Annotated in this window: 21 protein-coding genes; 10 read left to right on the forward strand and 11 right to left on the reverse strand. The window is 71.5% G+C overall.

Going from position 1 to position 20669, the window contains the following annotated elements; genetic code table 11:
- Positions 1-78: 78 nt before the first annotated feature.
- Positions 79-825, reverse strand: coding sequence for an SDR family NAD(P)-dependent oxidoreductase (locus ACIP64_RS28685; RefSeq protein WP_401592224.1), 747 nt, complete (start codon positions 823-825; stop codon positions 79-81).
- A 122-nt stretch (positions 826-947) separates the two neighbouring features.
- Here ACIP64_RS28685 and ACIP64_RS28690 point away from each other — a divergent pair, with 122 nt between their 5' ends.
- Positions 948-1559, forward strand: a complete 612-nt coding sequence (locus tag ACIP64_RS28690) for a TetR/AcrR family transcriptional regulator (RefSeq protein ID WP_401592226.1) — start codon at positions 948-950, stop codon at positions 1557-1559.
- A gap of 616 nt (positions 1560-2175) precedes the next feature.
- Positions 2176-2637 (forward strand): pyridoxamine 5'-phosphate oxidase family protein, encoded by a 462-nt coding sequence (locus tag ACIP64_RS28695; RefSeq protein WP_401592228.1) that lies wholly within the window; start codon positions 2176-2178, stop codon positions 2635-2637.
- A 42-nt stretch (positions 2638-2679) separates the two neighbouring features.
- On the opposite strand, the gene ACIP64_RS28700 is transcribed toward ACIP64_RS28695, so the two are convergent.
- On the reverse strand, positions 2680-3111 hold the full coding sequence (locus tag ACIP64_RS28700; protein ID WP_401592230.1) for a hypothetical protein: 432 nt from the start codon (positions 3109-3111) through the stop codon (positions 2680-2682).
- A 159-nt stretch (positions 3112-3270) separates the two neighbouring features.
- Between ACIP64_RS28700 and ACIP64_RS28705 the strand changes: the two genes are divergently transcribed.
- Together ACIP64_RS28705 and ACIP64_RS28710 are read left to right on the forward strand one after the other, a co-directional pair.
- Positions 3271-5409, forward strand: a complete 2139-nt coding sequence (locus ACIP64_RS28705; protein ID WP_401592232.1) for a HEAT repeat domain-containing protein — start codon at positions 3271-3273, stop codon at positions 5407-5409.
- Between the two features lie 5 nt (positions 5410-5414).
- Complete coding sequence (locus ACIP64_RS28710) at positions 5415-6191, forward strand: alpha/beta fold hydrolase (RefSeq protein ID WP_401592234.1); 777 nt, start codon at positions 5415-5417, stop codon at positions 6189-6191.
- Positions 6192-6230: 39 nt separating this feature from the next.
- Here ACIP64_RS28710 and ACIP64_RS28715 read toward each other — a convergent pair whose 3' ends face one another.
- Positions 6231-6719 carry a cupin domain-containing protein gene (locus tag ACIP64_RS28715; RefSeq protein WP_401592236.1) on the reverse strand — a complete coding sequence of 163 codons (489 nt, stop codon included), beginning with the start codon at positions 6717-6719 and terminating at the stop codon, positions 6231-6233.
- A gap of 273 nt (positions 6720-6992) precedes the next feature.
- Between ACIP64_RS28715 and ACIP64_RS28720 the strand changes: the two genes are divergently transcribed.
- A complete protein-coding gene (locus tag ACIP64_RS28720; protein ID WP_401592238.1) occupies positions 6993-7553 on the forward strand; it encodes a helix-turn-helix domain-containing protein in 561 nt (186 codons plus the stop codon).
- A gap of 97 nt (positions 7554-7650) precedes the next feature.
- Positions 7651-8802, forward strand: coding sequence for a hypothetical protein (locus ACIP64_RS28725; protein WP_401592240.1), 1152 nt, complete (start codon positions 7651-7653; stop codon positions 8800-8802).
- Here ACIP64_RS28725 and ACIP64_RS28730 read toward each other — a convergent pair.
- On the reverse strand, positions 8772-9794 hold the full coding sequence (locus tag ACIP64_RS28730) for an LLM class flavin-dependent oxidoreductase (protein WP_401592242.1): 1023 nt from the start codon (positions 9792-9794) through the stop codon (positions 8772-8774). The two genes, ACIP64_RS28725 and ACIP64_RS28730, sit on opposite strands and share 31 nt — an antisense overlap.
- A gap of 71 nt (positions 9795-9865) precedes the next feature.
- Positions 9866-11131: a cytochrome P450 gene (locus ACIP64_RS28735; protein WP_401592244.1), complete on the reverse strand. Its 1266-nt coding sequence runs from the start codon at positions 11129-11131 to the stop codon at positions 9866-9868.
- Between the two features lie 194 nt (positions 11132-11325).
- On the opposite strand from ACIP64_RS28735, the gene ACIP64_RS28740 reads away from it, so the two are divergent.
- The 3 genes from ACIP64_RS28740 (at position 11326) to ACIP64_RS28750 (ending at position 14722) form a co-directional block, all read left to right on the forward strand.
- Positions 11326-11643, forward strand: a complete 318-nt coding sequence (locus ACIP64_RS28740; protein ID WP_401592246.1) for a hypothetical protein — start codon at positions 11326-11328, stop codon at positions 11641-11643.
- A 186-nt stretch (positions 11644-11829) separates the two neighbouring features.
- The gene (locus ACIP64_RS28745; protein ID WP_401592248.1) at positions 11830-14244 is read left to right on the forward strand and encodes a SpoIIE family protein phosphatase; all 2415 of its coding nucleotides are present in this window, start codon (positions 11830-11832) and stop codon (positions 14242-14244) included.
- An 82-nt stretch (positions 14245-14326) separates the two neighbouring features.
- The gene (locus ACIP64_RS28750) at positions 14327-14722 is read left to right on the forward strand and encodes a hypothetical protein (RefSeq protein ID WP_401592250.1); all 396 of its coding nucleotides are present in this window, start codon (positions 14327-14329) and stop codon (positions 14720-14722) included.
- 79 nt (positions 14723-14801) lie between these two features.
- Here the strand turns inward: ACIP64_RS28750 and ACIP64_RS28755 are convergent, their stop codons facing one another.
- The 3 genes from ACIP64_RS28755 to ACIP64_RS28765 form a co-directional block, all read right to left on the reverse strand.
- Positions 14802-15065 (reverse strand): hypothetical protein, encoded by a 264-nt coding sequence (locus ACIP64_RS28755; RefSeq protein ID WP_401592310.1) that lies wholly within the window; start codon positions 15063-15065, stop codon positions 14802-14804.
- 47 nt (positions 15066-15112) lie between these two features.
- Positions 15113-15781 (reverse strand): hypothetical protein, encoded by a 669-nt coding sequence (locus ACIP64_RS28760; RefSeq protein WP_401592252.1) that lies wholly within the window; start codon positions 15779-15781, stop codon positions 15113-15115.
- Between the two features lie 84 nt (positions 15782-15865).
- A complete protein-coding gene (locus tag ACIP64_RS28765) occupies positions 15866-16513 on the reverse strand; it encodes a hemerythrin domain-containing protein (protein ID WP_401592254.1) in 648 nt (215 codons plus the stop codon).
- Between the two features lie 73 nt (positions 16514-16586).
- Between ACIP64_RS28765 and ACIP64_RS28770 the strand changes: the two genes are divergently transcribed.
- The gene (locus tag ACIP64_RS28770) at positions 16587-17210 is read left to right on the forward strand and encodes a TetR/AcrR family transcriptional regulator (RefSeq protein WP_401592256.1); all 624 of its coding nucleotides are present in this window, start codon (positions 16587-16589) and stop codon (positions 17208-17210) included.
- Positions 17211-17369: 159 nt separating this feature from the next.
- Here the strand turns inward: ACIP64_RS28770 and ACIP64_RS28775 are convergent, their stop codons facing one another.
- From ACIP64_RS28775 to ACIP64_RS28785, 3 genes are all read right to left on the reverse strand, one after another.
- Positions 17370-17849 (reverse strand): hypothetical protein, encoded by a 480-nt coding sequence (locus ACIP64_RS28775; protein ID WP_401592258.1) that lies wholly within the window; start codon positions 17847-17849, stop codon positions 17370-17372.
- Between the two features lie 172 nt (positions 17850-18021).
- The gene (locus tag ACIP64_RS28780; RefSeq protein WP_401592260.1) at positions 18022-19635 is read right to left on the reverse strand and encodes a peptidoglycan-binding protein; all 1614 of its coding nucleotides are present in this window, start codon (positions 19633-19635) and stop codon (positions 18022-18024) included.
- A 183-nt stretch (positions 19636-19818) separates the two neighbouring features.
- Positions 19819-20661 (reverse strand): phosphotransferase family protein, encoded by an 843-nt coding sequence (locus ACIP64_RS28785; RefSeq protein WP_401592262.1) that lies wholly within the window; start codon positions 20659-20661, stop codon positions 19819-19821.
- Positions 20662-20669: the final 8 nt, after the last annotated feature.

Below are 20669 nucleotides of genomic sequence, written 5' to 3' on the forward strand. Positions count from 1 at the left end.
GGTCGGCTCGGGGAGCTCGGCCGGCCGCCCCGGTGCGGACGTGTCAGGAGCGGAGGTTCAGGCGGTCGGCTGTGGTGGTCAGATCTGGCTGGCCCCGCCGTCGACGTATATCTCGGCACCGGTCATGTAGCTGCTGGTCCCACCGGCGAGGAAGAGGACGGTTTCGGCGATCTCCTCCGGGCGGCCGAGCCGCTTCATGGGGACTCCGGCGGCCAGGCCCTGAAGCAGTTGTTCGGCGGCCTCGGGACCGCCCGCGAGGCCGCTGAGCCCGGGCGTCTCGATCGGCCCGGGCGCGATGCTGTTGACGCGGATGCCACGGGTGACCAGCTCCGCCGCCCAGCTGCGGGTGAGGGAGCGCAGCGCGGCCTTGGTCGCGGCGTAGACGCTGAAGGAGGCGGCTCCCTTGGTGTCGATGTTGGAGCTGGTCAGGATGATCGATGCGCCGGGGGTGAGCAACGGAAGTGCCTTCTGCACGGTGAACAGGGTGCCGCCGACGTTGGTGTTGAAGGTGTCGGCGTAGTGGTCCCAGGTGATGTCGGGCAGGGCCGCGAACTCGCCGCCGCCGGCGTTGGCGAAGACGATGTCGAGGCCGCTGTGCCGCTCGATCTGCGCGAAGAGGCGGTCGAGGTCGTCGAGGTTCGCGATGTCAGCGCGTACTCCGGTGGCGCGGTCGCCGATGGAGGCCACCGCCTCGTCGATCGCTTCCTGACGGCGGCCCGTGAGGAAGACGTGGGCGCCTTCCGAGGCGAGCCGTCGCGCGGCGGCCAGGCCGATACCGGAGGTGGCGCCGGTGACGAGGGCGGTCTTGCCGTCCAGCTGTCCCATGAGGGGTTCTCCATTTCCGTACCGTTCGGTACTTAAGTCGTTCGGTAGGGGAGAACCGAGGCACCGGTACGCCTATTCCGTACCGCTCGGTTAAAATTTGGAGGGCTGACACAGGAGGCGTCATGGCGGTACGCGGCAGACCCAGGGGCTTCGACGCGGATGCCGCGCTGGAGCGTGCAGTGGAGGTCTTCTGGCGCCAGGGGTACGAGGGTGCGTCGCTCACTGACCTCACCGAGGCCATGGGCATCAACCGCACGAGCATGTACGCGGCGTTCGGTAACAAGGAGGAGCTGTTCCATCGGGCCGTCGCTCGCTATGCCGAGGCCGACATGGCCTATGCCCGCGAGGCCCTCGCGGAACCGACCGCGCACGAGGTCGTCGAATCCTTCCTCCGGGCCAACGCCGACGCGCTCACCCGTGCCGACCGCCCTTCCGGATGCCTGTCCGTGCAGGGAGGCCTGGCCGAGGGCAGCGACAGCGGCCGTATCGCCACGTTCCTGGCCGACAGCCGCCTCGCCGGCGAACGTGCCCTGGCGCAGCGACTGGCCCGCGCCGTCGAGGAGGGCGACCTGCCCGCGGGGACCGACCCTCACGCACTCGCCCGCTACGTCATGGTGGTCAGCGAGGGCAACGCGGTGCACGCTGCTGCCGGTGCGGCACGTGCGGCCCTCCATGCCACCGTCGATATCGCCCTGCAGGCGATACCTCGGACTCGCGCAGACGCGGCCGTCTGACAGTGCCGGCACCACGCCTGTGCGAATTCCGACAACACCTTCGCCGTGATCCAGCCTGATGAGGACGATCACGCCTGGTTCGCATCCATCGCTGCCCTGGACGAGGGCGGCTACGAGATCGTCCTTCGTGACACAGCTGGGCGAGGTGATCCCACGCCCACTCCGAGACGCCGCTCACCTTGGCCGCGGCTCTGGCCGGGTCACCGGTTCGGACGGGCTGGTCGACCTCGAAGTCGTAGCCGGTCAGGCCGCTTTCCTCCTCGACGATACGGGCGATGCGGTAGACCAGGTCCATCACCGCCGACGCCGCCGGCCCCGAGTAGCGGTACGCCACCTCGATGTCAGCCGTGTCCCCCGAGTAGTCGAGCTGCACGCGTCCCGGCGACCCCGCAGCTGCGGAAGGTCGGCATCGGGGTCGAAGCCGGCGTTGAGGAGGTCGAGCGTCTGCTGCAGCGTCAGGCCCGGTCGCACGCGCGCGAGCGTGATGTCGTAGGTCACCGGGGCAATCCACGCAGCGACGACCGCCGCCCGCTCCAAGGCCGAGGTGTACCTCGGTCGCCGGGAGTAGGTCCCGCGGCTCAGGCGCTGCTCGCTCCCGCCTGACTAGGGTCGGCCCATGGAGAGCACGGAAGGCATTCGGCGTCAGTCCGCGGAGCGCATGCGCGACGCGCTCGAACGGCTCGGCACCGAGCGGGACGTATGGGTGTCGACGGCTCACCCCGAACACGGGCCGCACCAGGTGCCGCTGTGGTTCCTGTGGGACGGGCAAGCCGTGTGGATGTGCACCGGGGCCACGTCCGTGACGGTACGGAACATCCGGAGGGATCCGCGCGTGCACGTGTCGCTGCCGGACACCTTCGACGTGGTCCTCCTCCAGGGCGGGGCGGAGTGCTTCCCGGACCAGGAGGTGCCCGCAAGCGCGGCGGAGGCGTTCGCCGGCAAGTTCGGCTGGGACCCACGCAAGGAAGCGGCTGCGTTCGTGTACGTACGCGTGGTCCCGAGGACCGTGCGCGCGTGGCGCGGCGAGCCGGAACTCCGCGGGAGCGTCATCATGTGCGACGGGATGTGGCTGGAATAGCCGAAGGCGTCCGCCGCACGGTCGGTGACCGGCCGGGCCGCCTCAACCGCCGCCCGTGGTCCTCTCAACTGCCGGGGCAAGGAGGGCGATCTGCTGGGGCGTGGCGCAGTCCGCCGTCTCGACGGCCGCTTCGGTACGGCAGCCGGCGCAGGCGAGGTTGGCCCCGTCCAGTCCCATAGGCCCGCAACAGCCGGCGCGCCGGCTGCCGAGGCGGATCGGTTCGAGGCGGAGTACGTCCTGCGGGCACAGCACGAACTGCACTACCGGCATCGCGCCTTGAAGACCGGGGTACTGGTCGAGGCCCGGGACGGAGAGGTACTCGACGGCAAAGGTGCCGGGAGCCATGCGCGGTGGGCAGTCGTGGCCCTCGGGCATCCTGAAGGGCAGCGGGGCGTCGTCGTACTCCGGCAGTTCGACCTCACGCACGGCGCGGCTCAGCACGGCTTGGCAATTGCGGCAGCGGAAGACGACCACGTGTTCTCTCCTGTCGCGCGAGACTGTTGAGGGACCGGCCCTCGCCGCCAGTGGGGCAGCCGCCCGAGCCCGCACTGGGCGCGCCGTCCGCCGTCCGAACGCCCCTACTCGCGGCCCGGAACAACCCCGTTGTCAGTGCCTCCTGGCATCGTTCACGACATGTTCGACGGACTTCACGACATCGACTGGGCCTCAATGGAGCACGCGTACGGCTCCGCCGAGGAGGTGCCGGGGCTGCTGAGGGCGCTGCGCTCCCCGGACGCCGAGGAACGCCGCAAGGCCCTCGACCGCTTCTACAGCGCGGTCCACCACCAGGGCAGCGTGTACCCGCCCACGGCGGCCAGCCTCCCCTTCCTGTTCGAGCTGGCCGTCGACGGCGCCACGCCCGACCGGGCGGCCGTCGTCGCGCTGATGGTCAGCATCGGCCGGGAGTCACTCGACCGGGGCTTCGAGGACGACGGCACGGAGATCGAGTACTACCCGCCGATGGGCTGCGGACAAGCCGTCGCCTTCCTGCGCGAACGTGCGGACGGGATTACCGAACTCGCCCGCGACGCCGACCCGGGCGTGCGCCTGGCCGCGATTCCCGGGCTCGGGCTCTTCCTCGACGACGCCGACCGGGCCGCCGCGGTACTGCGGGAACGGCTGGCCGCCGGGCGCGGCATGGCCGCGCGGCTGCGGATCGCGGCTGCGGCGGCCACCTTGGCCCTGCGCCTGCCGGTGGCCTCGCGGCAGGTCATGGACTGGCTCACCGGACTCGCGGCCGACCCGGACCAGGGTCCCGCGACCCGTCTGGCGGCCCTGGTCCAGCGGGCCCGGTGCGCCCCGGACGAGATCGGCGAGGACGTCGTACCGGCCGCCGTCGGCCTGCTGCGCGAGACCGCCCGCGCGATACCCGTGCGGCGCATCGCACCGGTCCCGGAGAGCCCCGCGGTGTCCACCGACGGAGTCGCGCCCCAGATCGTCGAGGCCTTCGCGGATCTCGACCGGCACACGCGCGTGCTCGCACCCACAACGGCCCTGCTGCGTACGTTCCACGAAGCCCTGGGCGCGCGGGTGCCCGAGCGCACCGCTGTACTGGCCGAGCAGTTGAGCAGCCCCGACCCCGGTTCCCGGCTCGACGCGGTCCGTATGAGCGGGGAGCTGATGCGGGCCTGGCGCGGGGACCACACCCGGCTGCTCCTGCTGGTCGCCGGCCAGCTCACCACGGCCGACGCGGAGGTCGCCGCCGAGGCCGCGGCCGTCCTGGAATCCTGCCACCCGATCGCCGCCCCGGCCCGGGACGCTCTCGCCGCGCACATCGACGCACAACTCGTCCAGTACGGCCCCGATGTGTGGGCGGCGCCGGAGGCACCGCTGCGGAGAAGCCACCAAGAGGCCGTCCGGGCGCTGGCGCGCCTCGGCGACGTACGCGCGCTGCCGTGTCTGCTGACCGCGTTGGACAGCGACGTGGACGCCTGGCGGGCGATCCAGGTGGCAGGGCATCTGCCACAGGCCGCCGACCAGTTGGTGCCCCGGCTCTGCGACCACCTGCGCCGCGTCGATCTTTCCCGGCAGTGGACCGAGATGAGCGCCTGCGCGATCCTTTCCGCCCTGGGGGCACTCGGCGACGCGGCCGCGGTTCCGGCGGTCGTGCACACACTCGTTGCCGCGCCGGGCCACGGGCAGGCCCGTGTCACGCAGTCGGCCCTGCAGGCGCTGAGGGCCTTCGGGCCGGCGGCGGCCGGTGCGCTGGACGTGATCCGGTCTCTGACCGTGGCCTCGGACGTGCACGTACGTCGTGCCGCCGTAGCCGCGCTGTGGGCCGTGGGCCGCGACCGGGCCGAGATGCTGCCGCTCCTGCTCGGCCTCCTCGACGACGACTTCAGCTTCGGCATCAGTGAAGCGGCCGACCCGCTCGCCGAGATGGGCCCGTCAGCCTCCGTGGCACTGCCCCGCCTGCGGGACCACCTGGCGGACGACTACACCTGGATCCGGGTGCACTGCGCGGCGGCCCTCTGGGGGATCGGCGGCGAGGCCGAGGCGCCGGCCGTCGTGGACGCCCTGCTGCGGGCCATGGCGGAGAACCCCCAAACCGCCAACCATGTCGTGGCCTGCCTGGACCGCATGGGTCCCCTCGCGGCGCCGGCCCTGCCCCTGCTCCGCGAGCAACTGGCCCTGCCCCGGCGCGGCGGCAGGTTCCAGAGCATCGGCAATGACGAGGAACTCCAGCGGGTCGGCCGCGCCCTCATCGCCCGGCTCGACCCCCCGCAGGAACCCACGGACCACGAGACACTCAGGGCAGGCCGACCCGTATGAAGCCGATGTTCCAACCCGAGCCGGCACGCGCGGCATTCGAGGTGGACGGGCGGCGCCTGTCCTACCTCGACTTCGGTGGCCCGGGGAGGCCCCTGCTCGCCCTCCACGGCCACTTCAGCGAGGCCCGCACCTTCACGGCTCTGGCGCGCGCACTGGCACCCGCGTGGCGAGTCGTGGCCCTCGACCAGCGCGGACACGGCTTCTCGGACCGGCCGCCGGACTTCTCGCGCGCAGGCTACGTCCACGACGCCGCAGCGCTCCTCGCCCACCTCGGCCTGCCTCAGGTGGTGGTGCTCGGCCACTCGCTCGGCGGAGTCAACGCCTACCAGCTCGCCGCGCACCACCCCGACGCGGTCGGCGCCCTGATCATCGAGGACATCGGCGTGGAGATCGACGACGACCTGTCCTTCTGCCTGGCATGGCCGCACCGGGCGCCCACCCGTGCGGCCCTGGTCGCACAACTCGGCGGCTCGGCACGCTACCTGACCGACGCCATCCGCGAACATCCCGACGGCTGGGGCCTGGCCTTCCGCCCGCAGGACATGGTCGCCTCCGTTGCCCAGGTCAACGGCGACCACTGGGACGACTGGCTCGCCGGCGACTGCCCCGCCCTGCTCGTCCACGGCACCCGGAGCGACACGCTCACCGCGGAACACGCCGCGGCCATGGCGGCCCGGCGCCCCCGCACCCGGCTTGTCACCCTGGCGACCGGGCACACCGTGCACGAGACCGACCCCGCCGGCTTCGCCGAGGCCGTGAGTGCCTTCCTCGACGGCCTGTGACCGGCCGACGCCACCGCCGGCCGGCCCGTCGCGCTCCGGCTACTCGGCCTCGTGCATCTGCTGCCAGGACGCCTCGTGGTCGTCCGGCCCTCTCGTGCCGAACCGCTCGTTGAGCTCCGCGAGCTGCCGCTCGGTGGGGTGCGGGCCGAGCTTGCCCATCTCCAGGAAGAGCTCCTCGTTCCCCGACGGCGACGACACGAACAGCGCCCGTCCGCCGGTCGGAGTGGTGAAGGTGTGCTGGCTGCCCCTGGGCACCACGACCACGGTCCCCGGTCCTCCGGAGAAGGTCGCGTCGCCGACCCGGAAGTCGTAGTGGCCCTCCAGGATGTAGATGACCTTCATGAAGTCGTGGTGGGCGTGCGGAGGGTTCTCGGCGATCACGTCATGGGTGAAGACGAACACCCCGAGGGCGTCGCCGACCTCCTTGCCGCGTACCAGCACCTCCAGCCAGTGCCGGCCGCCCGGCTCCACACGCTCACCCTCACCCGGCGCCACCGCCCAGCCGTCCGTGCCCCAGTTGCCCATCATGTCTCCCGCCCATCGGTCGTGTCGAAAAGAACGCCAGAAATGTGCGCGCTTCACCGCGGAACGTGTCGAACCATGACTGTTCGTACGAACCGCACCGCAGGCGCGCACCGCCACGATGGGCGAGCGCCAGGGAGCCGGACAAGAAGTGTTGCTGTTTCCGGGAATCGGGCCGGGGAACACCACGTTCCCCTGGACGTGGAATCTTCCGGCGCCATCACCCAGACACTGGCCGAAGTGGGCCCTCAGCTGCGACGTCTCCGCTTGCGGAGCGGCGTGACCCTGACCGCGCTGGCCAAGGCGACCGGTATCTCCAAGAGCACCCTGTCGCGACTGGAGGCCGGCCGGCGGCGCCCCGGCCTGGAACTGCTGCTGCCGATCACGCAGGCACTGGGCATCGCCCTGGACGACGTGATCCACGTCGCATCCCCGGAGGGCCCCGTCAACCGGCTCGCACCGCAGCCGTGGAACGGGATGGTGCGTCTGCCGCTCGCGCAGGAGATCGGCCCGATCCAGTCGTTCAAGCTGATCGTGCCGCCGGGCCGTACCGATCCCGTGCCCCAGACCCACGAGGGGCACATGTGGATGTACGTTCTGGCCGGCCGCCTGCGTCTCGTTCTCAACGACATGGACCTGCAGGTCAGGGTCGGCGAGTCGGCGGAGTTCAGCACGCGGATGGCGCACTGGTTCGGCAACAGCGGCCAGGAGCCCGCCGAAGTCCTCTGCCTGTTCGGCCGCCAGGGCGAGCGGATACGACGCCGCGTGGCACCGCCTCCCACGGGGAACGGTGCCACCTCCCGCGAGGAGCCCGCCGGCCCTCCCACCACGAGCGCGTGACCCGTCGGCCCTGAGGCGCCCGCGACGGACGGGAATCCCGTTGGCGCGCACGCGCGGGTCTGCGACGATGCAGTCGTTCCCCGACCGGAGAGGGCCCTTGTTCGTTTTCGTTTGCGCCCGGTGCGACGCCGAGTTGACCGTTCCGCTGTCCCAGGTCTCGCTTTCGGTCCATGCCCGCCAGGTGTACGGGAACGGCCTCCAGCTTCCGGTGCTCATGGAGCCGGGGACCTTCGCCGTCGACCCGGATCCCTGGGGCGGGCCCTGGCGGGTGTGGGACGAGCTCGATCCGGGTGAGGCGGAGGCACGCGGCATCTACGCGCCCGTGCACGCCCTGTCCGACGCCGAGCCCGGGCAGAGCGTCATCGCGCCCGGTGACATTCGCGGGGCCCGGCTGATCCCCGGGAAGCGCGGCGGCGCCTGCTGCGGCATCGACGGGGCCGACGGGCCCAACATGGCCTGCTTGGGGTGCGACCTGCCCGTGGCGGCGCGCGTCGACGACTGCTCGCTCTGGCAGTCGGTGTGGCTCGGCCCGGACGCCGTGCGCCGGGTCCGGGTCGGCGCGGACGCCGCGCCGCTCTCCTGGGCGGAACTGATGGAGGAGGCGGAGAGCGCGCCGCCGTTCGAGCCGATCACGTCGTGGGGGGAACGACGTGGGTCGGGCCGCCACTGGTCGTGGAGCCCGCAATGGACGGCGGCAGCCGGCCGGGCCCTCGCCCACCTGCTGGTGGCCTCCCAAGGGCAGCCCGTGGAGGTCCCCGACGGCATGACCGGCACGGTGTTCCAGTACGCACTCGACACCATGTTGCCCGCAAGCGGGCCGGCGCGGCACGCCGTCCTGGCAGGACCGGGACGGCCCGTCCCCGTCGAGGGCGCCGACATCCTCCTCGTGCCGGTCCATCCCGGGACCGGCCGGACCTGGGCCCCCGCCGGCCCGGCGCCCGCCGCGTACTCGGTGCCCCTGCCGTCGGCGGTGTGGCGGTGGCTGCACTCCCCCCAGCCGTACTCGTCCCTTCCCGCGTCGGGCCGTATACCCCTGGACGTCCTGCGCGACGAGTCGCTCCCGCCGCGCCGCGACGAACGCTTCCGGGCCGACTGGCGGACGTTCCAGCACACCTTGGTCCGGCTGCCGGCCGTGCGCAGCCCGTGGCTGCGCACGATCGTCGAGGCGTTCAGGCAGGACAGGGCCTATGGCCTCTTCCGGCCACCGCTGACCCGCCCTCAGCGCCAGCCGAGTTCGGGTGCCACGTAGGTGAGGATGCTCTCCAGCAGGTGCGCGTTGTAGTCGACCCCGAGCTGGTTCGGGATGGTCAGCAGCAGGGTGTCCGCGGCCTGGATCGCCTCGTCGTCCCGCAGCAGCTTCACCAGTTCCTCCGGCTCCGCGGCGTAGGAACGCCCGAAGACGGCCCGGGTCGTGTCGTCGATCATGCCGACCTGGTCCCGGGAGCCGCGGTCGCGGCCGAAGTAGGCCCGGTCGAGGTCGTTGGTGAGGGCGAAGATGCTGCGGCTGACCGACACCCGCGGCTCGCGGGTGTGGCCCGCCTTCCGGAACGCCTCGCGGTACGCCTCGATCTGCTTGCGCTGCTGGACGTGCAGCGGCTCGCCCGTCTCGTCGTTCTTCAACGTCGAGCTCTGCAGGTTCATCCCCAGCTCGGCGGCCCAGACCGCGGTCGCGTTCGAGGCGGAGCCCCACCAGATCCTGTCGCGCAGCCCCTCGGAGTGCGGTTCGATGCGCAGCAGCCCGGGCGGGTTGGGGAACATCGGCCGCGGGTTGGGCGTGGCGAAACCCTCGCCGCCGAGGACGGTGAGGAACGCCTCGGTGTGGCGGCGGGCCATGTCGGCGTCCGTCTCGCCCGGCGCGGGGTTGTAGCCGAACAGCCGCCAGCCCTCGATCACCTGCTCCGGTGAGCCGCGGCTGATGCCCAGTTGCAGCCGGCCGGACGAGATGAGGTCGGCCGCGCCCGCGTCCTCGGCCATGTACAGCGGGTTCTCGTAGCGCATGTCGATCACGCCGGTGCCGATCTCGATCTTCGAGGTCCGCGCACCGATCGCCGCGAGCAGCGGGAAGGGGCTGGCCGCCTGCCGGGCGAAGTGGTGCACCCGGAAGTACGCACCGTCCACGCCGAGTTCCTCGGCGGCGACCGCGAGGTCGATGGACTGGTGCAGGACGTCCATGGCCGACCGGGCCTGCGAGTGCTCGCTGGGCGACCAGTGGCCGAAGGAGAGGAATCCGATCTTCTTCACGCCGTGCCCAGCGCTCGGCGGCCACGTTTGATTCCCGCCGCGGAGCCCCGCGGAGCACGGACGAGAGGGCGTCAGCCTCGTGGCAGGACGGGCCCGTAACGCACCGGCAGGCTGAGCGGGCCGCGGATCATGCCGGAGGGGATCCAGTCGATCTCGTCGAGAGGGACGGCCGCCTCGAGGCCGGGGATGCGCCGCAGCAGCACTTCGAGGCCCGTGGTCGCCTCGAGCCGGGCCAGGGGAGCGCCCAGGCAGTGGTGGATGCCGTGGCCGAAGGCCAAGTGCCGGGCGGCAGGACGTGACACGTCGAGCACGGAGGGGGCCTCACCCGCGGGCATGGGTGCGTCACGGTTCGCGGACCACAGCGCGATGCCGACGATGCTTCCGCGGGGGATGAAGTGGCCGCCGAGTTCGAGGTCGCGGGCGGCATAGCGGTGGGACGCCACTTCGACGGAGCTGTCGTAGCGCAGGAACTCCTCCACGGCTCCCGGTATGAGGTCGGGCGTCCCTTCGAGCAGGCGCAACTGCGCCGGATCACGCAGCAGCCCGAGGAGGGCGTTGCCCAGGAGGTTCACGGTGGTGTCGTGGCCCGCGATGACCATGAGGATGCAGGTACCGACGAGCTCCTCGTCGGTCAGCCGTCCGTCGTCCTCGTCGCGCGCCCCGACCAGCGCCGAGATCAGGTCGTCCTGCGGGCGCGCCCGCTTCTCGTCGATGAGCCGTCGCACCAGGCCGTGCAGGCCGGCCACGGAACTGCGGTGGTCCTCGGCCGCGGTGTCGAGGGCCTTCCTGCTCCAGAGGCGGAAGCGGGCGCGGTGCTCGTCGGGGATGCTGAGCAGTTCGGCGATGACGGTCATGGGGAGCGGCGCGGTGAAGGACTCGACGAGGTCGGCGGTACCGCGTGACGCCATGGCGTCGATCAGGTCCTCCGCGATCTGCCGGACGCGCGGGGCCAGCCCGGCCGTGCGATGCGGGGTGAAGACCCCGGACACCAGGCGCCGCAGGCGGGTGTGGTCCTGCCCGTCGGCCTCCAGCATGTGGCCCCCGAGGCCCACTCCGGGCTTGTTCAGGACGAAATCGGCGGCCGCGAGGGCGTCGGCCGCGGGGGAGGGGTCCTTGAGCAGGGCCGGGTGGGTCAGCGCCTCACGCGCCAGGTCGTAGTCGACGACCAGCCAGCCGTACAGACCCGGGTACAGCTCCGCCCGATGCACCGGGCCCTGCCGCCGCAGCGCCTCGTAGCGGTTCGGCGCGTCCGCCTTGAAGGCGGCGTCCAGATGTACGGGCGAGCCACCCGCCGGGCGACCGGCGTCCTCGGAACGCGTGCGGTCCGTGCACCTCATAGATCATCGTCCTCTCACACATCCCCGAGCGGACCACTACGGGTAGTACAAGTCGACGAAAGTCAGCATTTCGTACCAAAGGGTACTACCGCGCCGTGGTGTGCGACGCGGCCTGCTTTTCCGAGCTGAGCCGGACGGGCCGGGCCGGACGGGCCGGTCGCAGTGGCCGACGGATCGCCCGCCACAATGCCGGCGTGACGAGACCGACCGGGCCTGTGATCATCTTCGATGACGCGTTCCACATGTACGTCCTCAGGGACCAGGCGTTCGCCGAGGCGTGGTGGGAGGAGCCCGGCGAGTACATCTGCGGTTTCGACGCCTTGGCCAGGCCCCTTCGGATGACGGGTGAACCCCACCGGGTCCACCTCGAACTGACCGGCGCGGAACCGGACGAGGCGGAGCTGCGCCGGCTGGTGGCCGGTCACTACCACCGCTGTCTCCGCGGTCAGAGGCCGCCCCAGGCGGCGGACCTCGCGGAATTCGTGGCGGCACTGCCCCGCGAGAGAGGGTGACCGCGGCATTGGCCGCCGAGTCGTGAGCCCGGGGGCACGGCGTCCTGGGCCGGGGCGCGGTCCGCGGAAGGGGCTCGCGGTGCCGGAGCCCGGCAGCCCGGTCGTGGATGCCGACCGGGTTGAACCCGTTCGTACCTTTTACGCCGTACAATCAGCCGACATCGCCTTGACGGGATGGGTCCGGCCATGCTTACAGGAATCGCGGAGTCGGGGGGCACGCACGGAGGGCCGGCCCTCGGTTGCCTGATCGCGGTCGTGTCCGTCGACGGCAGGGGCCGGGTGAACGGATGGAGCGACGAGGCCGAGGCCATCCTCGGCTACCACCGCGACGAGGCAACGGGCCGCCCGGTGAACGAATTCGTCGCCGACGGGCAGCCGGGTCCCCCGCCGGCCGGCCGCACCCGGCAGGACCGGCCGAACCGCACGGTGCTGCGGCACAAGGCCGGTCACGGTGTGGAGGCGAACGTCCTGGTGCAGCGGGCGGTCGCCGAAGGCGGACCCACGGTCTGGTTCCTGAGCCCGGTGTCCGCGACGGACGCGGCGGGCCGCGACGTCGGCCTGCTCGAAGGGGCGTGGACGCAGTCCAGCGCCGCCATCTGCCTCTGGTCGACGGAGCTGCGCCTGCTGTGGGCGAACGCATTCTCGTACGTGGTCTTCAAGGCGGGCACCGACGAGGTGCACGGGCGGTTGCCCACCGAGATCTTCGCGCCCGACAGCCAGCACCACGCGCTCGAGGAGGCCATGCGCCAGGCACGGGACACCGGGACCGCACGCTCCGTCCTCACCTACGAGAAGGTGCCCGGCGAGAACCGGCCGCACGAGTGGGCGATCCACATCGACCCGGTCCGCGACCGGCACGGCGGGGTGATCGCGCTGTGCACCATGGCCCGGAACAACTCCACGGAGTTCTGGGCCCGCCAGCGGCTCAGCCTCCTGGACGAGGCACGCCGCACCATCGGGCACTCCCTGGACGTGGAGCGGACGGCCCGCGAACTCACCGACCTCTCGGTGCCGGACCTTGCCGACGTCGCGCTGGTCCACCTGCTTCCCGAGACCCTGGGCAACGACCGGACGGGCGTGCACGGCCCCGTGGAGACACGGCTGGTCGCGGCGAGCGGCGAGCGGGGTCCGGCGGCGCAGGGTGCCGGCGTGAACGGCGCGCGGCACGGACGGGCCGCCGGCCGCACGGACTGGCGGGCCGTGGAACGCGACTCCCTGCCGGGCCGGGCGCTGTGGGAACGGCGTGCCGTGCGGGTCGATCTGCCCCACCCCGCCGTCGCCTGGCCCGGCTGGGGCACCGACCTGCCCGCGGGCCGGTCCGGGGGAGGGGCGATCTCCGCACCGCTGACCGCACGCGGCATCACGCTCGGTGTCGTCACCTTCCTCCGGCACGAACTGCCCTTCGACGCCGAGGACCTGCTGCTCGTCGAGGAACTGGCCGAGACCACGGCCGTGTGCATCGACCACGCCCGCCACTTCGAGCGGGAGCACAGCACGGCGCTCGCCCTTCAGCAGAGCCTGCTCCCGAGGGAGCCTCCCGCGCAGAGCGCGGTGGACGCCGCGTACGGCTACCGGCCCGCCGATCTCGCGGCCGGGGTGGGCGGCGACTGGTTCGACGTGATCCCGCTGTCCGGCGCGCGGGTGGCACTGGTCGTCGGTGACGTCGTGGGGCACGGCGTGGAGGCGGCCGCGACCATGGGGCGGCTGCGTTCCGTCGTGCGGACGCTCGCCGACATCGACCTCCCGCCGGAGGAACTGCTGACCTCCCTGGACGACATCGTGAACCGGATGGACCGCGAGAGGGAGGCCGACGCCTCCGATCCGGAGGTCGGGGCGTCCGTGCTGTACGCCGTGTACGACCCGGTGTCGCGCCGGTGCTGTGTGGCCCGCGCGGCGCACGTGGCGCCGCTGCTGGTGCTGCCGGACGGGACGAGCGAGCTGCTGGACGTGCCCGGGGGGCCGCCGCTGGGACTGGGCGGGCTGCCCTTCGAGTCGGCCGAGGTGGAGCTCCCCGAGGACTGCCTGCTCGTGCTGTTCACCGACGGCGTCGTGGAGTCCCGGGACCGCGACCTCGGCGCCGGGATCGCGCGGCTGCAGGAGTGCCTGGTCGACGCCGGCGGCTCCTCGCCCGCCGCCGTGTGCGACGACGTCCTCGCCGCGATGCTTCCGCGGCGCGGCGACGACGCGGCCCTGCTGGTGGCCCGGCCCCGCACGCTGGACGCGGCCGACCTCGCCCAGTGGGACGTTCCGCCCGACGCCTCCGCGGTGTCCACTGTGCGTGGCATGGTGACGGAGCGGCTGGCCGCCTGGGGCCTGGACGACCGGTCGTTCACCACCGAGCTGATCGTCAGCGAGCTGGTCACCAACGCGGTGCGCTACGGCAAGGCCCCCATCCGGCTGCGCCTGATCCGGGACCAGGCGTTGATCTGCGAGGTCACCGACGCCAGCGACGCCGCGCCGCACATGCGGCGCGCGCGCAGCTTCGACGAAGGCGGGCGCGGGCTGTTCCTCGTCGCCCAGTTGTCCACGAGCTGGGGCAGCCGCCACGTCACGGACGGCAAAATCATCTGGGCGGAACAGCAACTCGCTCCCGCGGAGTGACCTGCGTGGCACGGCAGTTCGTGCACATTGTCGGAAGTGACAAAGGAGGCGGCGCCCCATGCCGTCCCAGGGGGAGGGTTCTGTGAGTTACGACATTTATGTCCACCGCTTCGAGGGTGGTGAGTCGGCCCCCTTGGACAAGATCATCGTGGCCGAGGTCCTCGACCCGTACGTCGTAGTACGTGTACCCGACAATGAATTCCTTCAGCTGGACATGGGGCGGAACGAGCGGGCTGATGTCTACTTCAGCAGTGACACCAGCGTCACTTTCACTCGCTTCGGAGGGGAGAGGATCATGGACGTTGTCGCCGAACTGCTGGAACGGTTGGGGGCGTCTCTGGTTCTCCTGGGCGGGACGGTGGTCCTCCGGCAGGAGGCGGACCGCGAGCATCTGCCCCAGCTCATGCGGGACGACGACTGGTCCGTCGTCGTTGCGCGGACCGGGCAGGAGATCATGCGGGCGATCGAGGCATCGTGACCCTCCGAGGCGGCCCGTTCCGGTACCGGTTCGGGGTTCCCGCCTCTGCGGTGGCTCCGGCCGTCGTCTGTGGACCACCTCACTCGGTCGCATCCGGAGGCACGAGCACGCTCACCCGGTAGAACGGCGGAGACGGAAACCGCCCGCACCATGTGTCGACCCGCACATGACGCAGGTCGACCTCGGGTCGCTCCTCGGCCAGGGCGTGGAGCCGCGCCCGAACCTCGGCGGAGTCCTCGGTTTCGTACAGGACTTCCCAGCGCCACCCGGCTACGGCCGCGGCAGCTCGCTCGTACTCCTCGCGTACACGCCGCTTCCTCTTCCGCTGTCCGGGCACGGTCATCACCATGGCAGCGGGCGGACCCCCTGGCAACGGCGGTTCACGCCTGGTCAGGCGATGCCCAGGCGGGCCAGGACCCCACTCACGGCGGGCGTGGGGGAGCCTGAGCCGCCGCTGAGGGGCGAGTCCCACGCGGGGTCGTGCCAGGGGCTCCCGGAGGGGTGCTCAAGCAGGTGCTGTGCGGCCGTCCCGGCGGTGTCCGGAGGGGCTCCTACCGCGATCAGTGCCGCGGTGAGCGTCGTGATCGCCTCGTCGGACGGTTCGTGCGCCGTGAGCAAGGGGAGCAGCAGCAGAAGACGGGCAGCGGGGTCCTTGATCCCTCCGCCTGTCGCGCTCGGACTGTCGGCGATGCGGATGAGGTCACGCCAGGTCAGTGTCTCCCCGTGCCAGTCGCCGTCCCAGCAGGCGACTCGCTGCGCGGTGCTCCAACTGGGATGCGTCAACAAGTAGTCGACTCCGTAGTCGTCGACGAGATTGCGGTAGACCACCACGGCCTCGTAACCGCCGTCCAGCGGCATCCGGAACACCGGCCATCGCTCCGGGTCCATGAGCAGGTCGGACATGGCGTCGACGTCGGCTCCGTCATCGCCGAACCACTCGGGCTCGGCGCCCGCATCACGACAACACGGGCCCCACAGATGGTTCGACCAGAAGCCCGGGCGGTCCACCAGTGGCTCGCCCGCGACCAGCGGACCACCGTTGTATCCCTCGATCAGCACACCGTAAGCCTGCCATCTTCCTTTGCCGGACCGCCCGAACGGGGTGGGGGCGGTCCGGCCGCCCGTGTCGGCTCGGGCAGTGGGCTACGCGGCGGAGCCGCGCAGGCTTGCGAGGTCGGCGTCTGCCTGCCGGCGCATCGCGGGGACGAGCGGGCGCAGCGGCTCGGGCAGGACCGCCATCATGGCCTCGACCTCGCCGGGCGCGCCCACCTCGTCGATGAAGCCGAACATGAGGTGCGCGGCGACGGGCGGCGCGGTGGCGATCACCCGCTGGGAGAGCTCCGCCCAGTACTCGGGGGTGACGTGCGCGCGCAGGGCGGGGAAGAGGATGGGCTCCTCGTGGTCCAGGTGGCTGTGCACCGTGTCGCGCACCGCGACGGCCGCCTCGTGGAGCTCGGCCCGGGCGCCGGCCCCGGCATGGTCCTCGGTCAACGCGACGGCGGCGAGGCGGTCGAGGTCGTCCTCCAGCCGCTCGTGCTCCTCGCTCAGCCCCTTGAGCCCCTCAGCGGCGGCCGGGGCCGTCGCGACGATCTGCGGCCACAGTTCCTCGTCCTCCGTCTCGTGGTGGTGGCGCAGGTTCACCACGAGGAAGTCGCGCAGTTGCGCCAGCGTGTCCAGGGGCGCGGACGGGCGGAGGGCGGCCTCCGCGAGCAAGGTGGTCGCGGCGCGGTGGACCTGGTGGGCAAGGCGGGTCTCGATGACGGCCATGGGCTCAGCGGCGGAATTGATCATATGGTGGAACGTATTGAATATGGGTGTCTATTGTCAATATGGTCACTTGTAGTGAAGGGCGTACACTCCTCCTGTGACCAGCCGGAAGTACCACTCACCCCTGCGCACCCACTCGGCGTCAGCCACCAGGGAAGCGATCCTCGGCAGTGCCCACGAGCTCTTCTCGGCCAAGGGGTATCCGCAAGTGACGATCGGGGAGATCGCGGAGGCGGCCAAGGTCGCGGTGCCCACGGTGTACAGCACCATGGGGAACAAGTCGAAGATCCTGACGGCCCTGCTGGAGCCGGCGCTCACCGACCCCGCCATCGCCGACGCGCTTTCCGCGGTCGACGCGAGCGACGACCCGCGCGCCGTGATCGAGCTGACCGCGGAAGGCACCCGGCTCACCCACGAACGCCACTGGGACCTCGTGTACGGGCTCTTCTACCGCGACCCGCCCGGTGAACCGGCCGTCAAGGCCGTACTGGACAAGGGAGCCGACGACTACGTCCACGCCCTGACCCGCGTGGCGGACCGCCTGGTGGCACTCGGATCACTCGCCGCCGGCGTGAGCCACGCCGAGGCCGTCGACCTGCTCTGGTTCCACCTCGGCCCGCACGCCTGGATCACCCTGGTCGGTGAACGCGGTTGGCCCTTCGACCGCGCCCGGACCTGGATCGCCGACGCCGCCTGCAGGGCACTGCTCCGGAACCCCTGAATCAACTGGGGTTCACGCGGGTTCCCTTGAGCCCTCTGATGGGAGAACGGTGCAAGTGAGGAGGCGAGAGCCTCCTCGCCGACTGTCACTCGTTGCGCGTACGGTCAGTACCTCGCAAGGTCATGGGGGAAGCGGGAAGTCGCCGCCGCCTGACGTTGCTCAGGCGCTGGACGAGATCCAGTCCTCGTTGCTGCGATGGCGGTCCAGCCCCACGGCATCGAACTCGTCCTCGCCCAGACTCCTTCGGGCGCCCAGCCGCCGCAGGGCCTGGGAGATGGGGCTGACCGCTCGCGAGAACCGCTTCTTCGTCGGCTTGTCCAGCGGCCCCAGTACCAGTGCGCCGTCAGCCCAGACAGCGGCCCGTTGCTCGCCGACTCCGCCGAAGTATTCGGCCTCGACATAGGCGAGCGGCCCTGCCGCAGACCACTGAGCCAGCAACGTGTCGAAGCCTCCTGGCAGCCGCCAGAACCCCAGGCCTCCTCCGTCGCTGCCGTCCGTGACGGCATCGAAGACCTCATCGGTCATCGGCATCAGCGACAGGCCCTGGCCAAGTGGCACCACTTGTGATCCGGGAACCTCGCGCGAAGCGACGCGCAGCACCTCGTCACTTGCGATGACCGCATGCAACGCGTAACCCACCCTGAGCCCTCCCCAACCGATTGGAGTCTCATCCTGCCTGACACATCGCGCCTGAACCCGCGCGCCCCCGCCTCAGAACCCACACCCCGCAAGTTCGTCATAGGAAAGCCGGCAGGCCCCCTCCACCCCGGAGAGGACCTGCCGGCTCCGCGAAGCGTGTGCCGGAGGCCGGTCAGCGGACGCGGATGAACACCACGTCGTAGCCCTGGTTCGTGCCGCGGTTCTTGATGTAGACGCCGTCCTTGCCGCCGTTGGGGTTGCCGGTGTTGCCCTCGACGGTGGTGAAGGAGGCGCCGCCGCTCACCGTGCGCACGATGCCGATGTGCTCGTTGCCGTCGTTGAAGTTGCTCCCGCCGTTCCAGTCGAAGGCAACGATGTCGCCGGGCTGCGGGTTGGTCGTCACGGACAGGTGGTAGTTGCCGGCGCGTGCCTGCTTCACCCAGCCGGAGACATAGCTGTTGCGGTAGGAGGTGGCACCCGTCTGCTTGGCCACCCAGCTCACGAACGTCGCGCACCAGGCGTAGTTGTTGGTGGACAGGGACAGGCCCACGGACGCACCGTAGCTGTTCGCCCTGGCGCTGCCCTCGACCGTGCCGACCTCGGCGGCGGCGACGTCGAGGAGCTTGGCGTAACCACCGCCGGGCGGCGGGGACGAGGGCGGGGTGACCGCGCCGTACAGGGCGGCCTTGGTGTTCGGGCCCACCCTTCCGTCGACGCCGAGACCCTTCTCGGCCTGGAAGTCCCGCACCGCGCTGTCGGTCATCGGCCCGAAGTCGCCGTCGACGGCGAGATCGGCGCCGTGGTGGTTGAGGAGGCTCTGCAGTTCGGTGACGCAGCCGCTGCGCTGGCCCTGGACGATGTCCGTCGGGCACGAGGCGGAGTTGAGGTTGATCGGCGCGGGCGCACCGTTGCCGCCGCCACCGCCGATGTTGGAGTAGAGGGCGTTCTTGGTGTTCGGGCCCACTTCGCCGTCGACCGACAGGCCGGCCGAGGACTGGAACGACCGCACCGCCGCCACGGTCAGGGGGCCGAACTCGCCGTCGACGTCGAGGTGCTGGCCCTTGCCGTTGAGCAGCGCCTGGAGGGTCGCGACGCAACCGCCGGTCTGGCCCTCCACGATGTTCGACGGGCACGAGGACGATCGCAGGTCGAGGCCCGTCGACGGCGCCTCGTCGGTGTCGTACAGCTCCCGCTTGGTGTTCGCGCCGACCTCGCCGTCGACCGACAGGCCGTGCGAGGACTGGAAGCTGCGGACCGCGCTGTACGTCTCCGGCCCGAACTCGCCGTCCACGCTCACCGCGTAGCCGAAGTGTCGCAGCAGCCGCTGGAGTTCGGTGACGCAGCCGCCCTTGGCGCCCTGCACGATGTTCGCGGGGCACGACGAGGACGTGAGGTTCACCGGCGAGGGCGCGGTGCCCCCGGTCGCGTACAGCTTGCTCTTGGTCTGCGGACCCACCCGGCCGTCCACGGCGATCGCGGTGGCGGCCTGGAACTCCCGTACGGCGTAGAGCGTGTTGGCCCCGAACTCGCCGTCCACCAGGAGGCCCGCGCCGTGCGCGTTGAGCAGGTTCTGCAGCTCGGTGACGCAGCCGCTCACCTGGCCCTGGACGATGTCCGTCGGGCAGGACGACGAGGTGAGCTTGATGGGCGCGGGCGCGGCCATCGCCGGGCCGGCGCCGATCAGGGTGGCGGTGGTGAGGATCGCCGCGGTGGCCGCGAAGCTGACGACCCTGGCACGCCAGCCGGGTCTGGGGCGCGAGGCGGGGAGGCGTAAGGCGTTTCTCATGACGGCGGAGGTCTCCTTCGACGGATCATCTGATGAGCGTCCGGGTCGCGTGGCCGCCGGGCGGCCGCGCACGACGCTGACAGCTGCCGCCCGGGCGGGCAATCGGGTTCCGAACAACTGACCGGATTTCGCCGCCGTGTCCGGGAGGGGGGCTCCTGCTGCACCTCCTCCGGACCGCGCGCGTCAGTGGGCGTGGGCTTCGAGCCAGGGCACGATGTGGTCGACGTAGCTGTCGACGTTGGACAGCGGCGCGCCGGGCAGAACGGCGATGAGGTGTTCGATGCCGAACGTCCGGTCCCAGACCCGGGCCCGCCGGTAGGTGTCGTGGTCGACGGCGTCACGGACGGTGTGCCAGCCGTGCCAGGCCATGCAGGCCGCGTCGACGGCGGGGTCGAAAGGCAGGGCGAGATCCCAGTCCAGGACGCCGACGAGTGCGCCGTCGGGGCCCCAGTGGATGTTGGAGCCGCCGAGGTCGCCGTGGACGAGCGCGTCCGGTACGGGCTCCAGCGCGAGGGCGTCGTCCAGCCGGCGCCGGCCTTCGTCGCGCCACCGGGCGGGCAGGCGCGGGATGACATCCTCGGCCAGGACGCCGGCCCAGCCTCGTGCCGGTGCCGGTTGGTGCGCGGGGGACAGGGCGCGACGGAGTTCCGCGGTGAGGGGGACATCGCGCAGGGCCCGCAGGAGTTCCGCGATCTGCGCGGGGTCGCCCTCGCCTTGGGGGAGCGCGGTGCCGTCGATCCACGACACCGCGACAGCGGCGCGGCCGTCGAAGGCCGTGACGGGCGTGAGCGGCTCGGGAACGGCGAACGGGAGGCCGGCGGCGCCGACGGCGCGCAGCAGTTCCGTCCGGCGGGGCAGCGCCTCCGCGCCCGACGGGCGCTTGCTGATCCGTACGGCCGCGGTGCCCGGGAGGAGCACGACGTGATGGATGTTGCCGTCGGCGGCCAGCCGCGCGCCATCCAGCGGCGCACCGGGCAGGAGCGCGTCGACGATCGCCAGCAGGTCCGCGGGCACGTGGTGGCTCACGTGTGAGT

This window comes from Streptomyces sp. NPDC088733, from assembly GCF_044751185.1.
In the GTDB taxonomy this organism is placed as follows: Bacteria; Actinomycetota; Actinomycetes; order Streptomycetales; family Streptomycetaceae; genus Actinacidiphila.

Bases quoted from the DNA above. Each gene is read 5' to 3' on its own strand.
- ACIP64_RS28685 (WP_401592224.1), bottom strand. From the start codon at position 825: ATGGGACAGCTGGACGGCAAGACCGCCCTCGTCACCGGCGCCACCTCC.
- ACIP64_RS28690 (WP_401592226.1), top strand. From the start codon at position 948: ATGGCGGTACGCGGCAGACCCAGGGGCTTCGACGCGGATGCCGCGCTG.
- ACIP64_RS28695 (WP_401592228.1), top strand. From the start codon at position 2,176: ATGGAGAGCACGGAAGGCATTCGGCGTCAGTCCGCGGAGCGCATGCGC.
- ACIP64_RS28705 (WP_401592232.1), top strand. From the start codon at position 3,271: ATGTTCGACGGACTTCACGACATCGACTGGGCCTCAATGGAGCACGCG.
- ACIP64_RS28710 (WP_401592234.1), top strand. From the start codon at position 5,415: ATGTTCCAACCCGAGCCGGCACGCGCGGCATTCGAGGTGGACGGGCGG.
- ACIP64_RS28715 (WP_401592236.1), bottom strand. From the start codon at position 6,719: ATGATGGGCAACTGGGGCACGGACGGCTGGGCGGTGGCGCCGGGTGAG.
- ACIP64_RS28735 (WP_401592244.1), bottom strand. From the start codon at position 11,131: ATGAGGTGCACGGACCGCACGCGTTCCGAGGACGCCGGTCGCCCGGCG.
- ACIP64_RS28745 (WP_401592248.1), top strand. From the start codon at position 11,830: ATGCTTACAGGAATCGCGGAGTCGGGGGGCACGCACGGAGGGCCGGCC.
- ACIP64_RS28755 (WP_401592310.1), bottom strand. From the start codon at position 15,065: ATGACCGTGCCCGGACAGCGGAAGAGGAAGCGGCGTGTACGCGAGGAG.
- ACIP64_RS28765 (WP_401592254.1), bottom strand. From the start codon at position 16,513: ATGATCAATTCCGCCGCTGAGCCCATGGCCGTCATCGAGACCCGCCTT.
- ACIP64_RS28780 (WP_401592260.1), bottom strand. From the start codon at position 19,635: ATGAGAAACGCCTTACGCCTCCCCGCCTCGCGCCCCAGACCCGGCTGG.